Source organism: Agromyces sp. P2_B3, assembly GCF_056404815.1.
Genome location: NZ_JBFUDH010000001.1, coordinates 288448 through 306097, shown reverse-complemented (window position 1 = coordinate 306097; position 17650 = coordinate 288448). Strand labels below are relative to the sequence as shown.

Annotated in this window: 13 protein-coding genes; 5 read left to right on the top strand and 8 right to left on the bottom strand. The window is 65.7% G+C overall.

Features of this window, described 5'->3' with window-relative positions; genetic code table 11:
* Positions 1-62 precede the first annotated feature (62 nt).
* The 4 genes from AC1DZA_RS01415 to AC1DZA_RS01400 all read right to left on the bottom strand — a co-directional run bounded on the left by AC1DZA_RS01415 (position 63) and on the right by AC1DZA_RS01400 (position 7594).
* Positions 63-743, bottom strand: a complete 681-nt coding sequence (locus tag AC1DZA_RS01415; RefSeq protein ID WP_476771405.1) for a M48 family metallopeptidase — start codon at positions 741-743, stop codon at positions 63-65.
* 28 nt (positions 744-771) lie between these two features.
* A complete protein-coding gene (locus AC1DZA_RS01410) occupies positions 772-3858 on the bottom strand; it encodes a type I restriction endonuclease subunit R (protein ID WP_476771404.1) in 3087 nt (1028 codons plus the stop codon).
* A 155-nt stretch (positions 3859-4013) separates the two neighbouring features.
* Complete coding sequence (locus AC1DZA_RS01405) at positions 4014-5153, bottom strand: restriction endonuclease subunit S (protein ID WP_476771403.1); 1140 nt, start codon at positions 5151-5153, stop codon at positions 4014-4016.
* On the bottom strand, positions 5150-7594 hold the full coding sequence (locus AC1DZA_RS01400) for a type I restriction-modification system subunit M (protein WP_476771402.1): 2445 nt from the start codon (positions 7592-7594) through the stop codon (positions 5150-5152). Before AC1DZA_RS01400 ends, AC1DZA_RS01405 begins: the two co-directional genes overlap by 4 nt.
* A 229-nt stretch (positions 7595-7823) precedes the next feature.
* On the opposite strand from AC1DZA_RS01400, the gene AC1DZA_RS01395 reads away from it, so the two are divergent.
* The 3 genes from AC1DZA_RS01395 (at position 7824) to ppk2 (ending at position 11381) form a co-directional block, all read left to right on the top strand.
* Positions 7824-8534, top strand: a complete 711-nt coding sequence (locus AC1DZA_RS01395; protein WP_476771401.1) for a hypothetical protein — start codon at positions 7824-7826, stop codon at positions 8532-8534.
* Positions 8535-8643: 109 nt separating this feature from the next.
* Positions 8644-10440, top strand: coding sequence for an acyl-CoA dehydrogenase (locus tag AC1DZA_RS01390; RefSeq protein ID WP_476771400.1), 1797 nt, complete (start codon positions 8644-8646; stop codon positions 10438-10440).
* A 125-nt stretch (positions 10441-10565) separates the two neighbouring features.
* Positions 10566-11381 carry a polyphosphate kinase 2 gene (gene ppk2 / locus AC1DZA_RS01385; RefSeq protein ID WP_476771399.1) on the top strand — a complete coding sequence of 272 codons (816 nt, stop codon included), beginning with the start codon at positions 10566-10568 and terminating at the stop codon, positions 11379-11381.
* A gap of 14 nt (positions 11382-11395) precedes the next feature.
* Here the strand turns inward: ppk2 and AC1DZA_RS01380 are convergent, their stop codons facing one another.
* Entirely contained in the window at positions 11396-12637 is a 1242-nt protein-coding gene (locus AC1DZA_RS01380) for a hypothetical protein (protein WP_476771398.1), read from the bottom strand.
* Positions 12638-12682: 45 nt separating this feature from the next.
* On the opposite strand from AC1DZA_RS01380, the gene AC1DZA_RS01375 reads away from it, so the two are divergent.
* Complete coding sequence (locus tag AC1DZA_RS01375; protein ID WP_476771397.1) at positions 12683-13156, top strand: nuclear transport factor 2 family protein; 474 nt, start codon at positions 12683-12685, stop codon at positions 13154-13156.
* A gap of 45 nt (positions 13157-13201) precedes the next feature.
* On the opposite strand, the gene AC1DZA_RS01370 is transcribed toward AC1DZA_RS01375, so the two are convergent.
* A complete protein-coding gene (locus AC1DZA_RS01370; RefSeq protein ID WP_476771396.1) occupies positions 13202-14548 on the bottom strand; it encodes a hypothetical protein in 1347 nt (448 codons plus the stop codon).
* 103 nt (positions 14549-14651) lie between these two features.
* Here AC1DZA_RS01370 and AC1DZA_RS01365 point away from each other — a divergent pair, with 103 nt between their 5' ends.
* A complete protein-coding gene (locus AC1DZA_RS01365) occupies positions 14652-15860 on the top strand; it encodes a DUF2510 domain-containing protein (protein WP_476771395.1) in 1209 nt (402 codons plus the stop codon).
* Here the strand turns inward: AC1DZA_RS01365 and AC1DZA_RS01360 are convergent.
* Together AC1DZA_RS01360 and AC1DZA_RS01355 are read right to left on the bottom strand one after the other, a co-directional pair.
* A complete protein-coding gene (locus AC1DZA_RS01360; RefSeq protein WP_476771394.1) occupies positions 15844-17118 on the bottom strand; it encodes an RNA polymerase sigma factor in 1275 nt (424 codons plus the stop codon). The two genes, AC1DZA_RS01365 and AC1DZA_RS01360, sit on opposite strands and share 17 nt — an antisense overlap.
* Positions 17115-17498: a YciI family protein gene (locus tag AC1DZA_RS01355; protein WP_476771393.1), complete on the bottom strand. Its 384-nt coding sequence runs from the start codon at positions 17496-17498 to the stop codon at positions 17115-17117. The genes AC1DZA_RS01360 and AC1DZA_RS01355 overlap by 4 nt, the downstream gene beginning before the upstream one ends.
* Positions 17499-17650: the final 152 nt, after the last annotated feature.

Here is a 17650-nt window from a genome sequence, read left to right as displayed (position 1 = left end):
CTCGAGACTGATCGGCGTCTTGGGCCAACGGCTGTCAGCGCGTTCGGGACTGATTCCCATCTTCAAGCCCATTCTTCCTCAGCCAGTGGCGAATCGTTGAGCACATCGCGACGCGCCCTCCAGTCAGGCAAATAGCTGTCCATAAGCCTCGCAAACACTTCGCCGTGATTTCGTTCAAAGTAGTGAGTCATCTCGTGGACGACGATGTACTCCAAGCAGTCTGGATGCTTTTTCGCAAGCTCGACGTTGAACCAGAGGTGCCGACTCTCGCGATTGCATGAACCCCACTTGGTCTTCATGTGGCGGATCGTCCACCTTGGCACGCTGACATCAAGCTTCGATTCCCACCGCGACACGAGCGCGGGAATGGCATGACGAAGTTGCTCGCGGTACCACCCATCAAGAAGCTGGCGTCGCTTCTCTGAGGAAGTGTCCGGCGGCACATATAGAACGAGGCGCTCCCCCTCAAGCTCGAAGTGAGGCCGACCAGGGCGCTCTACGACCTTGAGACGGCGACGGGCACCCCAGACGTAGTGAGACTCGCCGCTCGTCATCTCGCGCTCGGACTGGCGTGCCGCGTTCTTGAGTTGCTCGCGCTGCCGCTTGATCCACGGCAGCCGCTGGATGACGGCGAGCCGCACCTGTTCGTCGCCCAGTCGCGATGGCGCGGCGACGCGAACTCGGCCCATTGGCGGATAGACGCCGATGTGCAGATTCTTGATGTCCTTGTAGACGACATCCACGTTAATTCCGCGGACAGTGATGTACCCGCTAGCGATACTCATCTCGCGCCTTCACCAGATTGAATAGTTCGTCAAACTCACCGAACTCGACGGGCAGGGAAGCGCGGATGGCCATTTCGACCTTTCGCTCCTTGAGTCTGTTGCCAACCCAAGAGTCTGGCTTCGTGTTTCGGACGATTCGGTCGACTTCTCGGGCCAGCTCATCATCGGGGGCGAAAAAGTCCACGAGTGCTCGCTTGGCCCCGTTGTTTGCCCAGTCGGGATAGGGGTACCCGGACTCCCTGCTGCCGAGCTGCGTCGCGGCGTTGAGAAGGCGAGCGAGGTACTGCTGATACTCGATGGCGTTCCGGCGCCGCTCCTCGATAATGGCATCGAGCAGCTCGCTCATCTTGTCGTAGAACTTGGGGTTGAGCGCCCGGTCGTCAATGATCAGCTTTCGCATGTTGTTGATGATCGTTTCGGCAACGGCCTCGGGGCTGGATTTGATGCCCTCAGGGAGCTTGTCGAGTGCACCGGCCCCGAGCCCGACGATCAGGTCGATCAAGCCAGCGTCTTCGAACGTTGAGATTACTTCTGAGGCGCTGGCTTGGATGTAGGTATCAAGCAGGAACCGCATGCCAGCTTCATACTGCTTGAAGTCGACATCCTCACCCGACCCGAGCTTCACCTCCGCTCGTACGTTGACGTAGAAGGCGATCTCTCCGCGGATCGCCTCGGCTTCGGCCTCGGTATAGCCCGCGATGGTCATCTCGTTCGCGAGGTTTGCGAATGCCCGCGTCGCGACCGCGACCGACTTGTACAGCTCAACTCGCTTCGGCTCGTTGGCTTTGAGCTGCTCTGCGTTGCCAGGCTCGACTGCGCAGAAGTATCGCTGGTGCTGCAGCGTGTTCTTCGGTGGCGCGACAGGCTCAACCAGCGCGCGAACACGCTCAAGGGCTTCGTCGAGGTCCTCGCGAGCCTTGGCGATACGGTCGGTCAGCAGGCCGTCGATGTCCGTCTTCTCGTATCCATCGAGCGCCCCCGACGTGTAATCGGTGATCGCGTCCTCAAGGGAATTGAAGAGGTCCTGGTAGTCGACGATGTAGCCGTAGTCCTTGTCGTCACCGTCGAGTCGGTTGACGCGGCAGATCGCCTGGAAGAGGCCGTGGTCGCTCATCTTCTTGTCGATGTAGAGGTACGTTGCACTAGGTGCGTCGAAACCCGTGAGTAGCTTGTCGACGACGATAAGCAGGCGCATCTGGCCAGGGTTCTCGACGAACTGTTTCTTGACGTCCTTTTCGAACTCTTCGACCTTGCCCATCGCGGCATCTTCAGACTCATTGAAGTAGTCCGCCAACATCTTCCGGTAGATGTCATACTGACGGATCTTCTCTGTCTTGCCCTCGCCGGCGTCTTCCTTGGCGATGTCACCCGCGTTCGGAGCGTAACTCGTGACGATAGCGCACTTGCCCTGGAACCCGGCAGCCACGAACATCTCGAAGAACTTGCTCGCCTGATAGATGCTCGAGCCGACGAGGATCGCGTTGCCGCGGCCATCCATCAGTCGAGGCTTGGTCTCCATGTCGATCAGGATGTCGTTGACGATCTGTTTCGCCCGAGGCTCAGAGGACACGACCTTCTGCATGGTGCCCCAGCGCTTCTTGAGCTCGGCTCTGCTGAGGTCGGTCATGCCCTTGGTCTTGATCTCGAACCACTTGTCGACCTGTTGCGGCGACGTCAGATTTTGATCGATGCTTCGGGCCTCGTAGCGAAGGTCAAGGACGACACCGTCTTTCACGGCCTCGTCGAACTTGTACGTGTGAATGAACGAGCCAAAGGTCTCGATGCTTGTGGCCCTGTCAGCCTTGAGCAGCGGAGTGCCGGTGAAGCCGATGAACATTGCCTCGGGCAGGAGCTGCTTCATCGCACGGTGCATCTTGCCCGAGTGGGTGCGGTGGGCCTCGTCCACAAACACGAACAGGTTGCCCTTCGCCTTGAACTCCTTCGGGATTGCGGCGTTCAACTCCCTAATGAAGTCTTCCCCAACCTCATCGATAGAGTTCTGGTCATCGCTGGCCCGGAACTTGTGCACGAGCGAGCAAATCAGCCACTCCTGCGACTTGTTCAGTGTGTCTAACAGGTCGGCGCCACTCGACGTCCGGTAGATCTGCTCGTTTACACCTTTGAAGACTTCTTCGATTTGTTCATCGAGCTCGGTTCGGTCGGTTATCAGCAGAACTCGTGCATCGTCCTGGTGCTCACGGATCCACTTCGCGAGCCACACCATGGTGAGGCTCTTACCCGAGCCCTGGGTGTGCCAGAGGATGCCGCCCTCGCGCATCGCGATGCGCTCCTGGGCAGCTTTTACACCGAAGTACTGGTTGTGGCGTGGACCCTTCCTGACCCCTGCGTCGAAGACGACGAAGTCGTGGATCAACTCGAGAAAGCGATCCTTGTTGCATAGTTGAAGGAGCGAACGATCCAGACGATCTTCGATGTCAGACGGCTCTTTCCACTCCAGCCAATATTTCTCGGAGGCGTCGATGACGCCGTATCGAAGTCCCTCGACATCGTTCCCCGCGAACACGAACTGGACAGTTGAGAAGAAAGGACGAATGAACTCCGGCTTCTGGTTGCCGATGGTCTGGCGTATGCCTTCAGAAAGCGAGACGATCGATCGCTTCAGCTCGATGGTCGCCAACGCGATACCGTTCACATAAAGCACGATGTCCGGCCGCTTGTTGTGCTGCCCTAGGACAGTGACCTCCTCGACGACCACGAAATGGTTCGCCTCGGGATGGATCCAGTCGATCAGCCGGACCGTCGTAGTCTGATCGCCAATTCCCGGCTTGACCTTTACTCCGTAGCGGAGGAGTCGATATACATCCCGATTGGCCTCGTAGAGATCGTGGCCGGGGCCGACGGCTGCGGCCTTGGTTAGCTGCTCTAGGGTGCGAGTGATCAGGTTGTCGTCAAAGCCACGGGCATTGAGGTTCTTAGTCAGCAGGCCCACCTCGATGTTCGAGTTGCCCTCGCGGGACCCCCAGTTACCCAGGTATTCGTAGCCCAGATGCTGCGTGAACAGCTGGACCACTCGATCCTGCGCCTTTCGCTCGATCTGACCGACATTACTCACGAGACGGACTCCATTTCCGCTGGATCCACCCGCCGAGCGAGGACGTTGAGTGGGGCGAGACACTCTTGGGCTTCCTGCTCGGACAGCTCATGTCCGGCCTCGTGGCTCAGACTTTTGAACGAACGTGTCCAGCTGCGCAATCGCCCACTCGGAGTTCATGAGGCAGGCTCCGAACCAATGCGTACGCGGCCAGTTAGGAGTCGCTGCATCAGACCGGTCTTGATGTCGCGGGCCTTGGCGAGACGTTCTTGCAAGAGCCGGATCTCCGAATCGCAGGTTTCCATGATGACCGCGACAGCGTCCTGTTCCGCAAGCTCGGGGACCGCAATCTCAATCTTGCTGTATTCAGCGATCCACCGACGCTTATGGTCCACAGCGACGAAGTCAACGAGCTGCATCCGCTCAAAGATGTACCGCAGGTTGACGCCAGGGCGGGCAGACAGCATTTTCATAGCCGAGGACTTCGCTTTGAACGGAAACTCAACCAACTTCGATGCTGTGGTGAAATCGTCGAAGATGATCACCGGTACGCTCGCATATGTTCCGCGACGCTCCGATGTGTAGCCTAGAACAAAGGTTTTGCCGGCCGTGAGGACCGGGGTACCAGCGGCCACGTACTCGACACTAGATACGAGGTATCGGCCGGGCTGCTCGTAGGCCAGCAGCTCCCCAAACGGCTTGGTTGTCCAAGGTGCGTCGAACCCTGGTAGGCGAGCGCGGCCAGTCAGAAGGAGTTGCATCATTCCTTGCTTGATTGCTTCTTTCTTTGCAATCAGGCGCTCCACCGCATCGACCTCGTTCTCGACATCCGACAGCGAGGAGGCAATTGCGTGCTGCTCAGGTAGCGCTGGAAGCGGAATTTGAAGCTTATTCAGGTCGGAGAGGTTGACGACAATCTGTGCGGAGCCGGCGCTCGGCTTCAAGAATTCTCGACGCCCGAACGGTGAGTTCAAGAAATGCGCCAGGTAGTTCGGATCAAGTTCCGGACCTGGGCGGAGCAGCCCAACCGCCCGCGAGATGTTTGCTCCTCTGAGGTTCTCCGGAACGACGGCGGTGTTCCCGGGATAGCCAACAAGTGCTATCAGAACATCTCCCGGCTGAAGTACCGTTCTCGCATACTCCTGGCTCTTCGCGTCCGAAACCCGCGGCAGATCACCCAGGATTCTGCCAGGCCGGATGTCTCCGCCACGAACCATGGGGATTCCGTTCCGCCGGAACGCACCCGCCTTCACAATCCCGTACGTCGCGGGCCTCTTTAGTAGTTTGCCGAGGGGCTCCGTCGCGAGGACATTCATGATTCGATTCCCATAGCGGCGAGCTGACGAGCAACCTTCGCTTCCGAATCTCGCAACTTACTGTCGAGGGCAGCCAGCGTCTGTGCATAACGGCCACCGAGTTGCTGGGTGCGAAATACCAGCGCGAGCGTAAGCGCCTCTACCTCCTCGACGACGCGAGACACCACAGTCGCACGCCACTTGTCATCGAGAACAAGGCTGATGACCTCTGGCTCAGTCAGGTCACCGTACCTCTTCAGCGTGGCCAACTCGAGCGCTCCCAGCGCCTCCTTGACAGACTTTTTCGCTCCAGTTTCCGCCTTCATCAAAGCCAGAACCTCTTGCAGTGCCCCGGTCACTTCGTCGTCGCCCGAGACTTTCGCATCCTTCAACGCCGCCGTCACGGACTTCTGGGTGACCTTGTCGTCTTCAACGGCATCCCAGACCAAGCCATCTTCGGCGGCGTGCTCCTCGAGGTACTCCTCCAGGGCGCGCGATGCAACCTCGGCGTCGGTCAAAAGCTGGTCCAGTTTCGCCTGGTCGTCAGCGAGGTAGCGACGCACGACCAGCTCAGGCGGGACGAGGTCCATCACGTACCGCTTTGTGGACGTTCGGCTCCCTGTAGTGATGTGCGCCTCTTCGAACTTCGCCTTGCCGCTCTTATCCGTGCCGATCACGCGGGCCGCGCGTGGCATGGCGGCACCGATCCAGCCCCCGATCATCACGAGGAACACATCGTCGTGCATGGCCTCATGCCAATAGGTCATTAGCTGCTCATAGATGTCATATTCGTCGAGCAACGGCACAGGGCGAAAGCGTCTTAGCAGGTCATCGCTGATCTCGGTTACGAGTTCCGAGGGCATTATGTTCTCGTCGATGTCCGCCAGCCGCGGGCGCCAGGCGTCAAACCAGTCATTAGTGAGCCCACGGGCCTCGTCGGCGAACTTCTGGAATTCTTTCGAGTCAAGTATGGTCTGCTGCACGTGGCTCACATCGAGCGTCAGGTCGCTGTAGCCCGGTCGGTTTGGCTTGAAAAGGTGACTACGGAGTTGCGGGAAAGCGTCCCAGTAGCCGCTGAGGGCGTCCAGGTCGCGGTCTGGGATGCCACCGTGCAGGTGGGCGTGAAGGTCCTGGAGGTCTTCCGGCTCCGACGAGTCGATATAGCGCGGAATGTTGAGGTTGTAGTCGTTCCTTGGGTCGGCGATCTCGCTCATCGGGACCATTCGCGAATAGCGCGGGATCTCGACCTGCTTGTTGAAGGTGTCGACAACCTTGTGGATGTCCTGGCTGCGGAGGCGGTTCTTGTTGCCGTCCTTGATAAACCCCCTGGATGCGTCAATCACGAAGACGCCTGTGCGTGCCACGGCGTTTTCTTTGTCGAGGATGACGACGCACGCCGGAATGCCAGTGCCGTAGAAGAGGTTGGCGGGCAGGCCGATGATCCCCTTGATGAAGCCCTGCTTCAGAAGGCGGGTGCGGATGGCGCCCTCGGCGTTACCCCGGAACAAGACACCGTGCGGGACGATGATCGCTGCTTTACCTGTGCTCTTGAGTGACTTGAGCGCATGCAGGAGGAAGGCGTAGTCGCCGTTCTTCTCCGGCGGCCGGCCATACTCGAATCGGTCGTAGTCGTTCTCAAGTCCACTACTCCAAGACTTGGTAGAGAACGGCGGGTTCATGACGACATAGTCGAATGCCCTCAGGCTGTTGCCGACCGTGAATTTCGGGCTGGTGATGGTGTCGCCTTTTTCGATCTCTGCGATCTCGTTGCCATGGAGGATCATGTTCATCTTGGCGAGAGCCCAGGTGGCATTGTCCTTTTCCTGGCCATAGATCGTCATCCCTCGCGGCGCCTCGTCTGCAGCCTTCAAGAGCAGTGAACCGGAGCCACAGGCGGGGTCGTAAACCGTCTGATCCTGGCGCGTCTCTCCGTTGATTCCCACTACTTTGGCGAGAATCCGGGAGACCTCAGCGGGGGTATAGAACTGCCCCTTGCTCTTACCCGACTCGGTGGCGAAGTGGCGCATCAGGTACTCGTATGCATCACCGAGCAGATCATCGCCCTCGGCTCGGGAGCCGCGGAAGTCGAGATCGTTGAAGATAGTGACCAGCTTGGAGAGGCGATCTTGCATCTCCTTCCCCTTGCCGAGCTTCTCCTCATCGTTGAAATCGGCTTGGTCAATGACGTTTCGGAGACCATTTGCCTCCGCGAGCCTGCCAATGATCTTGTTGAACCGGTCGCCGATCTCTTTGTCGCCCTTGGCCTTGAGCATGGCGTCAAACGAGCCATCCTCGGGGACTTCGATCAGGCTATTCGGGTCAGCTTTAGCCTTATCAGAGACGTACTTCACGAAGAGCAGCGTCAGGACGAAGTCCTTGTATTGGCTGGCATCCATGCCCCCACGAAGCTCATCCGCGCTCTTCCAGAGCGAGCCATATAAGTCGGACTTCTTGAGTGCCACTACCGCCTCACGACCCTCGGCGAACCAGACTTTTGTGCTATCGATTTGGCTGCGTCGTGCGTCATATTGGCTTCTTGACTCCTCCACCCAGGCGTGGAAATCGGTTGTTGGTCGATGGGCTCAAAGGCTATCGGTCAGCGCTGGTGTTGAGGTCCCCTGAATCGGGCATGTTGCGGACCGAGAGCTCGCTGAGACGGCAGCAATCGGGCGATTTTCATATGCGCGTCTCGTGTTCACTGGCCGCGGCAATCCCGGCATCCGTCCCCTCTTTTTCTCGCCGAGCGCGGGTGGTAGGAGGGCGGCGAGGGGGGGCCTGCAGCTCGCCGATCGTGTCCGCGACGCGGCGGGAGCGGGGCTCTTCGAGGGCGGCCGCGAGATCGCGAAGGGACTCCTCGACGACCGCGGCCAGCGTGGACTCGGCTCGCAACACCTCGACCTCGAAGGCCTCCACCTCATCGAGGAGGGTCGCCGCTCGGCGCACGGATTCAACGGATGCCTCGAGCGCGACGCTCGCCTGCTCGCGGTGACCGGCCGTGCGGCGGCGCTCCGCTATACCGACGCTGTGCTCGGCGAATCCGAGGAGCTGGTCCGGCTCGCCAACATTGCCTTGAACGTGGGCGAGTGCCTCTGGTGCATAATGCGCTGCGAGGTGGTCGATGGTCGCGCAGGCAATTGGGATACGGGAGCGGAGCTCCGCGACATCCGGTCGCACAGCAGCGATGATCTCGGGCGCACGCCGCGCCCGCTGCATCCACTCGGCGAGGGCGGAGGTCTGCTCATCGAGCTCGTCCTCGCTCAGCTCGCACAGCTCCACGATGCGCAGGTAGCGGGCACCTCGTCGGCGGTGCCCGGGATCACGTCGTGGTCGAGCCGGTTTCATGCGCCGTCGCCAACAGGACCGCCCAATAGTCGACAACCTAGGATCGCCTCGACGCCATGAGGCGGCGCGTTGTGGGATGCTGCCAAACCGGCGAGCGGCGCGATGACGCGTATCGTGGAACCCGCAGAGATCACGACCCGCCCACGAAAGCGGAGTTACGCTGCCGGGCATGAGTGCATTCCGACCCCCGACAGCCGATATCGCCTTCATCCTCGAGCACGTCGTCGACTACGACGCCGTCGCGCTGCTCCCCGGGTATGAGCACGCTGACCTCGAGACGGTCTCCGAGATCCTCGACGAGGCCGGCAACTTCATGGCCGAGGTGGTGGCACCCACCAACCGTGCCGGCGACATCGAGGGATCGCGGCTGAACCCCGACGGCACCGTCAGCACGGCGACCGGATTCAAGCAGGCGTACGCCGCCTATGTCGACGCCGGCTGGGGCTCGGTGCCATTGCCCGAGGAGTTCGGCGGCGGCGAATTCCCGCGCACGGTCGGCCTCGCCCTCCAGGAGCTCATGACGACCGCGAACATGGCGTTCGCCCTTGCGCCGCTGCTCACGCAGGGCGCGATCGAGGCGCTCCTCCACTACGGCAGCGACGAGCAGAAGCGGCAGTGGCTTCCGAAGATGGTCAGCGGCGAGTGGGCCGGCACCATGAACCTCACCGAGCCGCACGCCGGCTCCGACGTCGGGGCCCTCACCACGAAGGCGGTGAAGCGCGCCGACGGCAGCTACGGCATCACCGGCCAGAAGATCTTCATCACCTTCGGTGACCACGACCTCAGCGACCAGATCGTGCACCTCGTGCTCGCCCGCACGCCCGACGCGCCGGCCGGCACGAAGGGCATCTCGATCTTCATCGTGCCGAAGTTCCTCATGAACGACGACGGCTCGCTCGGCGAGCGCAACGGCGTGCACACCGTCGGCGTCGAGCACAAGATGGGCATCCACGGTTCGCCCACCTGCGTGCTCTCGTACGAAGATGCGACCGGTTACCTCGTCGGTGAAGAGAACTTCGGCATGCGCATCATGTTCGTCATGATGAACAGCGCCCGCCTCTCGGTCGGCATGCAGGGCCTCGCCGTGTCGGAGCTCGCCTACCAGCAGTCGCTCGACTACGCGCGGGAGCGCATCCAGGGCCGCGCGATCGGCGCGACGCAAGACTCCCCCATCATCGACTTCCCCGACGTGCGCCGCATGCTCATGACGCAGAAGGCGTACATCGCCGGGATGCGCCGCATGATGTTGCTGACCGCGACCTACACCGACGTGTCGACGCACCACCCCGACGCCGCGGTGCGCGCCCGGGCGAACGAGATCGTCGGCCTGCTCACGCCCATCGCCAAGTCGTTCGGCACCGACCTCGGCAACGAGCTCACCTCCCTGGCGCTGCAGATCCACGGCGGCATGGGATTCATCGAGGAGACCGGCGTCGCACAGCACTACCGCGATGTGCGGATCGCGGCGATCTACGAGGGCACCAACGGCATCCAGGCCGCCGACCTCGTGGGCCGCAAGCTCCCGGTTCGCGACGGGGCATCCGTGCTCGAGTTCATCGCCACCATGCGCGAGCTCGATAACGAGCTCGCGGCCGCCGGAGACGAGTTCGCCTCGATCCGCACGCAGCTCAAAGCGCAGCTCGATACCCTCGAGCAGACGACGGTGTGGATGCTCCGCACCGGCGCCACCGACCCGAATGCCGTGTTGTCGGGGTCGACCCCGTACCAGCGCATCTGGGGGCTCGTGCTGGGTGGCTGGCTCATGGCGAAGTCGGCGCTCGCCGCCCGCGGACTCGACCCCGACGGCATCGCGGAGTCGCAGCTGCCGCTGGCCCGGTTCTACGCCGAGCAGCTGCTGCCGCAGGCGGCCGGCCTCGCCGGCGCCGCGACGGCCGGCTCGCGCGACCTTTTCGCCCTCGACGCTGATGCGCTCGGCGGCGTCGTGCGCCGTGGGGCGCGCGTCTGAGCTCGTTCGGACCTCGACGAACGTGCGGCGGACCGACTGCGTGCTGTTCTCCGAACGGCACGCGTTGGCGCGCACAGCGCCGCGGCGCGGCATCCGCCCGTAGGCTGCAGCGGAGGGGGTGGCGCATGGCCAAGCGGATGCCGAAGGAGCTCTACGAGCGGGAACTCAAGGCGCTGCAGGCGCAGCTCGTGGACCTGCAGGCGTGGGTGCAGCACACCGGCGCGCGGGTCGTGGTGATCTTCGAGGGGCGGGATGCCGCGGGCAAGGGCTCCACGATCAAGCGGGTGATGGAGTACCTGAACCCGCGCGTCACGCGCATCGTGGCGTTGCCCACGCCGAGCGCTCGCGACAAGACCCGGTGGTACTTCCAGCGGTACGTGTCGCACCTGCCGGCGGCGGGCGAGATCGTGCTCATGGATCGCAGTTGGTACAACCGCGCCGGCGTGGAACGCGTGATGGGGTACTGCACGAATGAGGAGTACCACCGGTTCCTGCACCAGGCGCCGACCTTCGAGCGGATGCTCGTGGAAGACGGCATCATCCTGCTGAAGTACTGGTTCAGCGTGTCGGATGTCGTGCAGGAGGAGCGGTTCCGGTCTCGGCTGAACGACCCCATGCGACGGTGGAAGCTCAGCCCCAACGACGTGACGTCGATCACGAAGTGGGAGGACTACTCCCGCGCGAAGGACACCATGTTCGTGCACACCGACATCGCCGAAGCGCCCTGGTACGAGGTCGAGAGCGACGACAAGCGGCGATCGCGCATCAACATGATCTCCCACCTCCTCTCGAAGGTGCCGTGGGGGCCCGTCGAGCACATCGACGTCGTGATCCCGCCGCGACCTGCCTCGAGCGGGTACGAGCGGCCGCCGCGGGCGTGGACGAATTCGGTGCCGGATGTCGCGCAGCGGCTGATCGATCAGGCGCAGGCCGAGGGCTGAGCGCCACGACCAGCTCAGTGGGCTGGGCGGTGGCGTAGGGCGTCGAGGTCACGCCGCGCGAGGTGCAGCGCCTCGCCCGCGAGGGACGCGACACGCTGGGCCATCGCGATGAGCTGCTCTCGGTGATCCTGGTCCTTCACCGTGATCGTCGCCGTGAAGCCGGAGCCGCCGAGGGAATGGCCGAGATCGATCCTGGCGCGCTCGGACGCCGCGAGTCGTGCCAGGGCCTCCGCGCCGATCCAGCCCGAGTGGCCGGCGATGGCATCGCGAGCGACATCGAGCTGCCGGTCGGCGTCCCTGATCGCGTGATGCACGTGGCTCACCAGCGGAATCAGATCCGTCGCGCGCTCGCGGGCAGCGGTGATCGCGGCATCCAACGCCTCGCGCGCCTCGCGCAGTCGGCTCAGGTGGGCGAACGGGTCGGTGTTGACGCCGGCCGGCGGGAGGGCGGCGAGGGCGGCCTGCAGCTCACCGATCGTATCCGCGACGCGGCGAGAGCGGGGCTCCTCGAGCGCGGCGGCGAGGTCACGACGGGACTCCTCGACGAGCACGGCCAGCGTGGACTCCGCTCGCAACGCCTCGACCTCGAAGGTCTCCACCGCATCGAGGAGGGTCGCTGCTCGGCGCACCGATTCGACGGATGCCTCGAGCGCGACGCTCGCCTGCTCGCGCTCACCAGCCGCGCGACGGCGCTCCGCGACGCCGACGCTGTGTTCGGCGAATCCGAGCAGCTGATCGGCCTCGGCGACGTTGCCGTTCACGTCGGCGAGCGCCTCCGGCGCGTAGCGGGCGGCGAGGTGGTCGATGGTCGCGCGGGCATGCGGGACACGGGAGCGGAGCGCCGCGGCATCCGCTCGCAGGCCTTCGATGAGCTCGGGCGCACGACGCGCCAGCACGATCCGATCGGCGAGCACGCCGAGCTGCTCGTCGAGCTCGCGATCGATCGAGTCGCACAGCTGCACGATGTGCGCGTACCGCGCCCGAATCTCGTCGGCGGTGCCGGGATTCGCCTCGTGGTTGAGCCGGTGCAACCGGAAGGCGTCGCCCAGGCGCCGGCGGGCGGCATCCAGCGCGTCGGCCGCCTGCGCGATCGACTGGGGTCCCAGCTGCGCCTCTGCGAAGCCGAGCTCGTCGGCGGTGCCGCGGATGCGCTCGTCGGCGGCGACCAGCGCGCGTCCAGCCCGCCTCGCCAGTTCGGCGTCGTGGACTTCGAGGTGCTGCGCAGGGCGACTGCGCCCGACCCGGAACGCGACCATGGTCCATCGTAAGTTCGCGGCCCGCTGACTGCTAGCGTGTGCCGCATGCCAGCACCGGTGCAGCACCTCATCGAGTCGATGTTCGCGGGAGTCCAGGCCCTCGATGTCGATGCCGCGACCGCGTCGATGTCGGACGACATCGTGCTCTACGACCCGCACTACCCGTATCCCGACATGGTGGGGATCGCGGCCGTGCGCGAAGGACTCGCCTGGGCGTTCACGCAGATGAAGAGTATGCGGTTCGACATCGAGCGGTGGTTCTTCGACGAGGCCGGCACCTCGGTCGTCGTCGAGACCTCCACCCATCATGTGCTGAACATGGGCAGCAAGCGCCTCGACTTTCCGCAGGTGTTCGTCATCGACACCGACGGCGAGCGGATTACGAAGATGCGCGCCTACGAGCCCTACGGCCCCCACGGCTCGACGGGCTTCGGGCTAAAGATCGGGCACGCGGTGTACCGGCTGTCGCACCGGCGAGCGGCGAGCGCGCAGCCTGCGAGCGTGCAGCCGGCGCGCTGAGCGCGGCGCCCGCCACGCGGCATCCGCTCAGTTCGATCAGCTGGCTCAGTCGATGAAGCCGTCGAGGATGCTGCCGATGACCAGGCCGCCGAGGATGCCGCCCATCATGTCGCCGCCGCCGCTGCGCCGGCCGCCGCCCCAGCCCTGGCCGCCCCACTGCCCCGGGTCCTGCGGACGCGACGCGTCGATGTCGCGCTGCGCGAGCTGCAGCGCCTCGGCGGCGAGGTAGGCGACCCGCCGCGCCATCTGCATCGCCTGCTCGCGGTGGTCCTCGTCGATGACGGTCACGAGCGCCGCGGGCGTGCCGAGGAAGCGGTCGAGGTCGAGGCGGATGCGCTCGGACTCGGCGAGACGGGTGCGGGCGTCCGCGCCGATCCAGCCGCGGTAGCCGGCGAAGACGTCGCGGGCGACCGCGAGCTGGCGGTCGGCGTCGTCGATCGCGTGGCGCACGTGCTCGAGCGGCGGGATCGGACGGGCGGCACGCTCACGAGCGGCGGCGATCGCGGCATCCAGCGCCGTGTTCGCCTCGCGGAGGCGATCGAGCTGGGCGAACGGGTCGGTGTTGACGCCGGCGCGCGGGAGGCTCGCGAGGGCGGCCTGCAGGTCGGCGATCGCCTTGCTGACGCCCGGTGACTGCGGCTCCTTGAGCGCGACGACGAGGTCGCCGCGGGAGTCCTCGACGATGGCCGCCAGCGTGGACTCGGCGCGCAACGCCTCGACCTCGAAGGTCTCCACCGCGTCGAGCAGGGCTGCCGCCCGGCGCACCGACTCGGTCGACGCCTCGAGCGCGAGGTTGGCCTGCTCGCGCTGCCCGGCTTCACGCCGACGCTCGGCCACACCTGCGCTGTGCTCGGCGAATCCGAGGAGCTGCTCGGCCTCGGCGGGGTTCGCCTCCACCTGGGAGAGCGCCTCGGGCGCGTAGCGGGCCGCGAGCCGGTCGACCGTCTCGCGGGCGTGGGGGATGCGTGCGCGCAGGCGCGCGGCATCCGCTCGCACGCCGGCGATGATCTCGGGAGCCCGACGCGCCCGCGCGACCTTGTCGGCGAGCACTGCCGTGCGCTCGTCGAGCAGGTCTTGCGCCCACTCGCAGAGCTGCACGATGCGCGCGTTGCGGGTGCGCAGCTCCTCAGCGGTGTCGGGGATCTCGTCGAAGTTCAGCTGGTTCAGCCGGAACGCCTCGCCCAGGTGCTGCCGCACCGCGGTGAGCGCCGTGCGCAGGTCGGCGGTCGCGTCGGGCCCCAGCTCGGCCTCGGCGAAGACGAGCTCGTCGGTCGTGACGCGGATGCGCTCGTCGGCGGCGACCAGCGCCGTTCCCGCCCGCTTCGCCAGGTCGGCGTCCTGGGCTGCGAGCTCAGGATCTTCGCGCTTGCGTCTGCCCCAGAATCCGGCCATGGGTTCGATCCTACGGGCGGCGCTGGGTGGCGGCTGTGGGGTTGCAGATGACGCTGGGAACTCGACCGGTGCGGCGGCGCGCCCGCTCTGTCACCATCGAGAGATGAGCGACCCGACGAGGGCGCCCGCGGGGTGGTACGAAGACGGGTCCGGCGGGCGGCGGTACTGGGACGGCGAGGCCTGGACGGAGTACGTGGCGCCGGGCGCCTCGGGCGAGCCCGTGTCGCAGGTCGGGGTCGAGTCGGGCGGTACCGAGGCGACGGATGCCGCGGCGACGAAGCCCGTCGGGGCCACCGGTCCGACGATTCCGTTCGTCTGGGGGTCTCGAGGGTCGGATGCCGCGGGGTCACCGTATGGCGGCGCCCCGGCCGGGTCGGCGGGGTGGTGGGACGCTTCGGGCGGGTACCCGGCGGACGCGCCGACCGTGCCGTTCGCAGCCGGGGCGGTGGGCGCGAGCCCAGCCGCGAGCCCAGCCGCGGTCGCGGGCGTGGGCGCCGACCCGGGGATGGCGGGCTACGCCGCTGGCCCCACGACGGCGCTGTCGCAGCATCCGTTCACCGAGCCCTCGAACCCCGGGCCGAACGTGGTGGGCATCATCGCGCTCGTCGTGGCGATCGCGGGCCTCGTGTTGATGTTCATCCCGGCGGCGACGGGTGTCGCGTGGATCCTCGTGGTCGCCGCGTTCGTGCTGTCGCTCATCGGCCTGTCGCTGCGCCGCGCGAAGTGGGCGGCGATCACCGGGCTCGTCGTCTCGATCATCGCCGCGATCGTCGGCATCGTCATGCTCGTGACGCTGCTCCTCGGGGCGGTCGGCCAGCTCTTCAGCGGGATCGATGATGCGGTTCCCGACGTGCCGGTGTTCCCGGTGCCCGACCCTGCGCAACCCGAGGAGCCCGCGGCACCGGCGGCGGGCGACCTCAGGTTCGGCGAGACGATGACCTGGGACGACGGCGTCGCCCTCACGGTCTCGGTGCCCGAACCGTACACGCCGAGTGACTTCGCGGTCGGCGCGACGAAGGCGAACGCGGTCGTGTTCACCCTGACGCTCACCAACAACTCGACGGCCGACCTGCAGCCGCTGCCCCTTCCGACCCTCTCGTCGGGCGACCAGGAGGTGAGCCAGGTCTTCGACGTCGGCAGCGACGTGTTCAACCCCGCCGACGACGTCGGCTTCCCGCCGGCCGCCACGATCGAACCTGGCGGATCCGTCAGCTGGCGGGTCGCCTGGTCGCTCGACGACCCGAGCTCGCTCACGATGGAGGCGGCTCCGAACCTGCTCTACCCGAGCGCGACCTTCACGAACGCGCCGTAGCATCCCGGCGGGCCAGCAGGTAGGTGCGCACGGCCGGGTCATCCGTGAGCTCGGCGGCACGGGCGAAGGCGTCGGATGCCTCGGCGCTGCGCCCCGCGCGGGCCAGCAGGTCGGCGCGCGCCGCCCACCAGGGCTGGAACGTCGACGTCTCGGGCTCCTCCGGGAGCGCCGCGAGCCCGGCCGCGGCGCCGTCGACGCGCCCGATCACCGCGGCGAGGGCGACTTTCGCACCGAGGCTCGGGGCGACCGCGTTGAGCGCGACGTAGAGCGTGCGCAGCGCCGCCCAGTCGGTCACGCCCGTGCGACGGCGATCGCAGTGCACCGCCTCGATGGCGGCCTCGACCTGGAAGCGGCCCGGCGGCCGCCCCGGCGCCGATGCACGACGGAGGTACTCCTCTCCCTCGGCGATGAGCGCGGCGTCCCACGTCGACGCGTCCTGCTCGTCGAGCGGGATGAACGAGCCCCGCTCGAGGCCCGGCGCGGGAGCGGCGCCACGCCGACTCCCCCGCCGCGCGAGCGACAGCGTCACGAGCGACGCAAGGCCCCACGCCTCCGTCTCGTGCTCGAGCAGGGCGGCGAGGGTCACCGCGAGATACTGCGCCTCGCCGGCCATCGAGTCGGGAGCGTCAGCCGGTGCGCGCCACGTGAGGGCGTGGCATCCGTAGACCGCCTCGAGTACGGCGGGCAACCGCTCGGGCATGGCGCGGCGGTCGGGCACCGCGAACGGGATGCGCGCGTCGCGGATGCGGCGCTTCGCCCGAACGAGCCGCTGGGCCATCGCCGCCGGCGGCACCGCGAACGCCGTGGCGATCTGCGACGCCTCGAATCCGAGCACGACCTGCAGCATGAGCGGCGTGCGCACGGCGGCGTCGATCGCCGGATGCGCGCACACGAACAGCAGCTCCAGCCGCTTGTCGCCGATCGCGAACGGATCGAGCTCGGCCAAGGGGTCGACGGATGCCGCGGCCGGAGTCTCGGCGTCGTCAGCGACCGGTGCGGTGAGGCGACGCTCGGCCGACTTCCACGCGTCGCGTTGGCGATTGCGGGCCACGGTCAACAGCCACCCCTCGGGATTGTCGGGCACACCGGCATCCGGCCACCTCGTGAGCGCCTGCTCGAAGGCGCCGGCCAGGGCGTCCTCGGCGAGCGCGAGGTCACCCGACGACGCCGCGAGCAGCGCGATCAGCCGCCCGTACGACGCGCGGGCGACCAGCTCGACGGATGCCGCAGCCGCCGCCCGCGCGCCATCGGCGTTCACTCGTTGGAAGTCCACACGCCGTCGACCGTGTACACGGCGCCCGGGCGCACCTCGACGCCGCCCGCGCCGTAGTTCATCGAGGGAGCCTGCTTCGCCCACTCGATCGCGGTGTCGAGGTCGGGCACGTCGATCACGAACGTGCCGCCGAGCTGGTCCTTCGTGTCGGCGAACGGGCCGTCCTGCACCTGCAGGGCGTCGCCGTCGGCACGCAGGGTCGTCGTGCTCGACGACGGTTGCAGTACTTCGGCGCTGAGCAGCACACCCGCCGAATGCAGCGTGGCGGCGTAGGCGGTGAAGGCCTGCTGGCCCTCGGCGAGCGCCTCGTCACCGAGCTCGTCGGCGGTCATCTCGGGGTAGTGAAGCAGCAGTGTGTAGCGCATGGTGTTCCTCCTCGACCCGATCCAGCGACAGGGTACTCGCGCACCGCCGTCGCGGGGGTCATCCTCGTTCGCTCCGCTTCGGGAGTCAGCCGGATGTCGGCCTGTATTGGGATGACGACCGAGCGGCTGGTCGATCGACAGGCGGGGCCGTC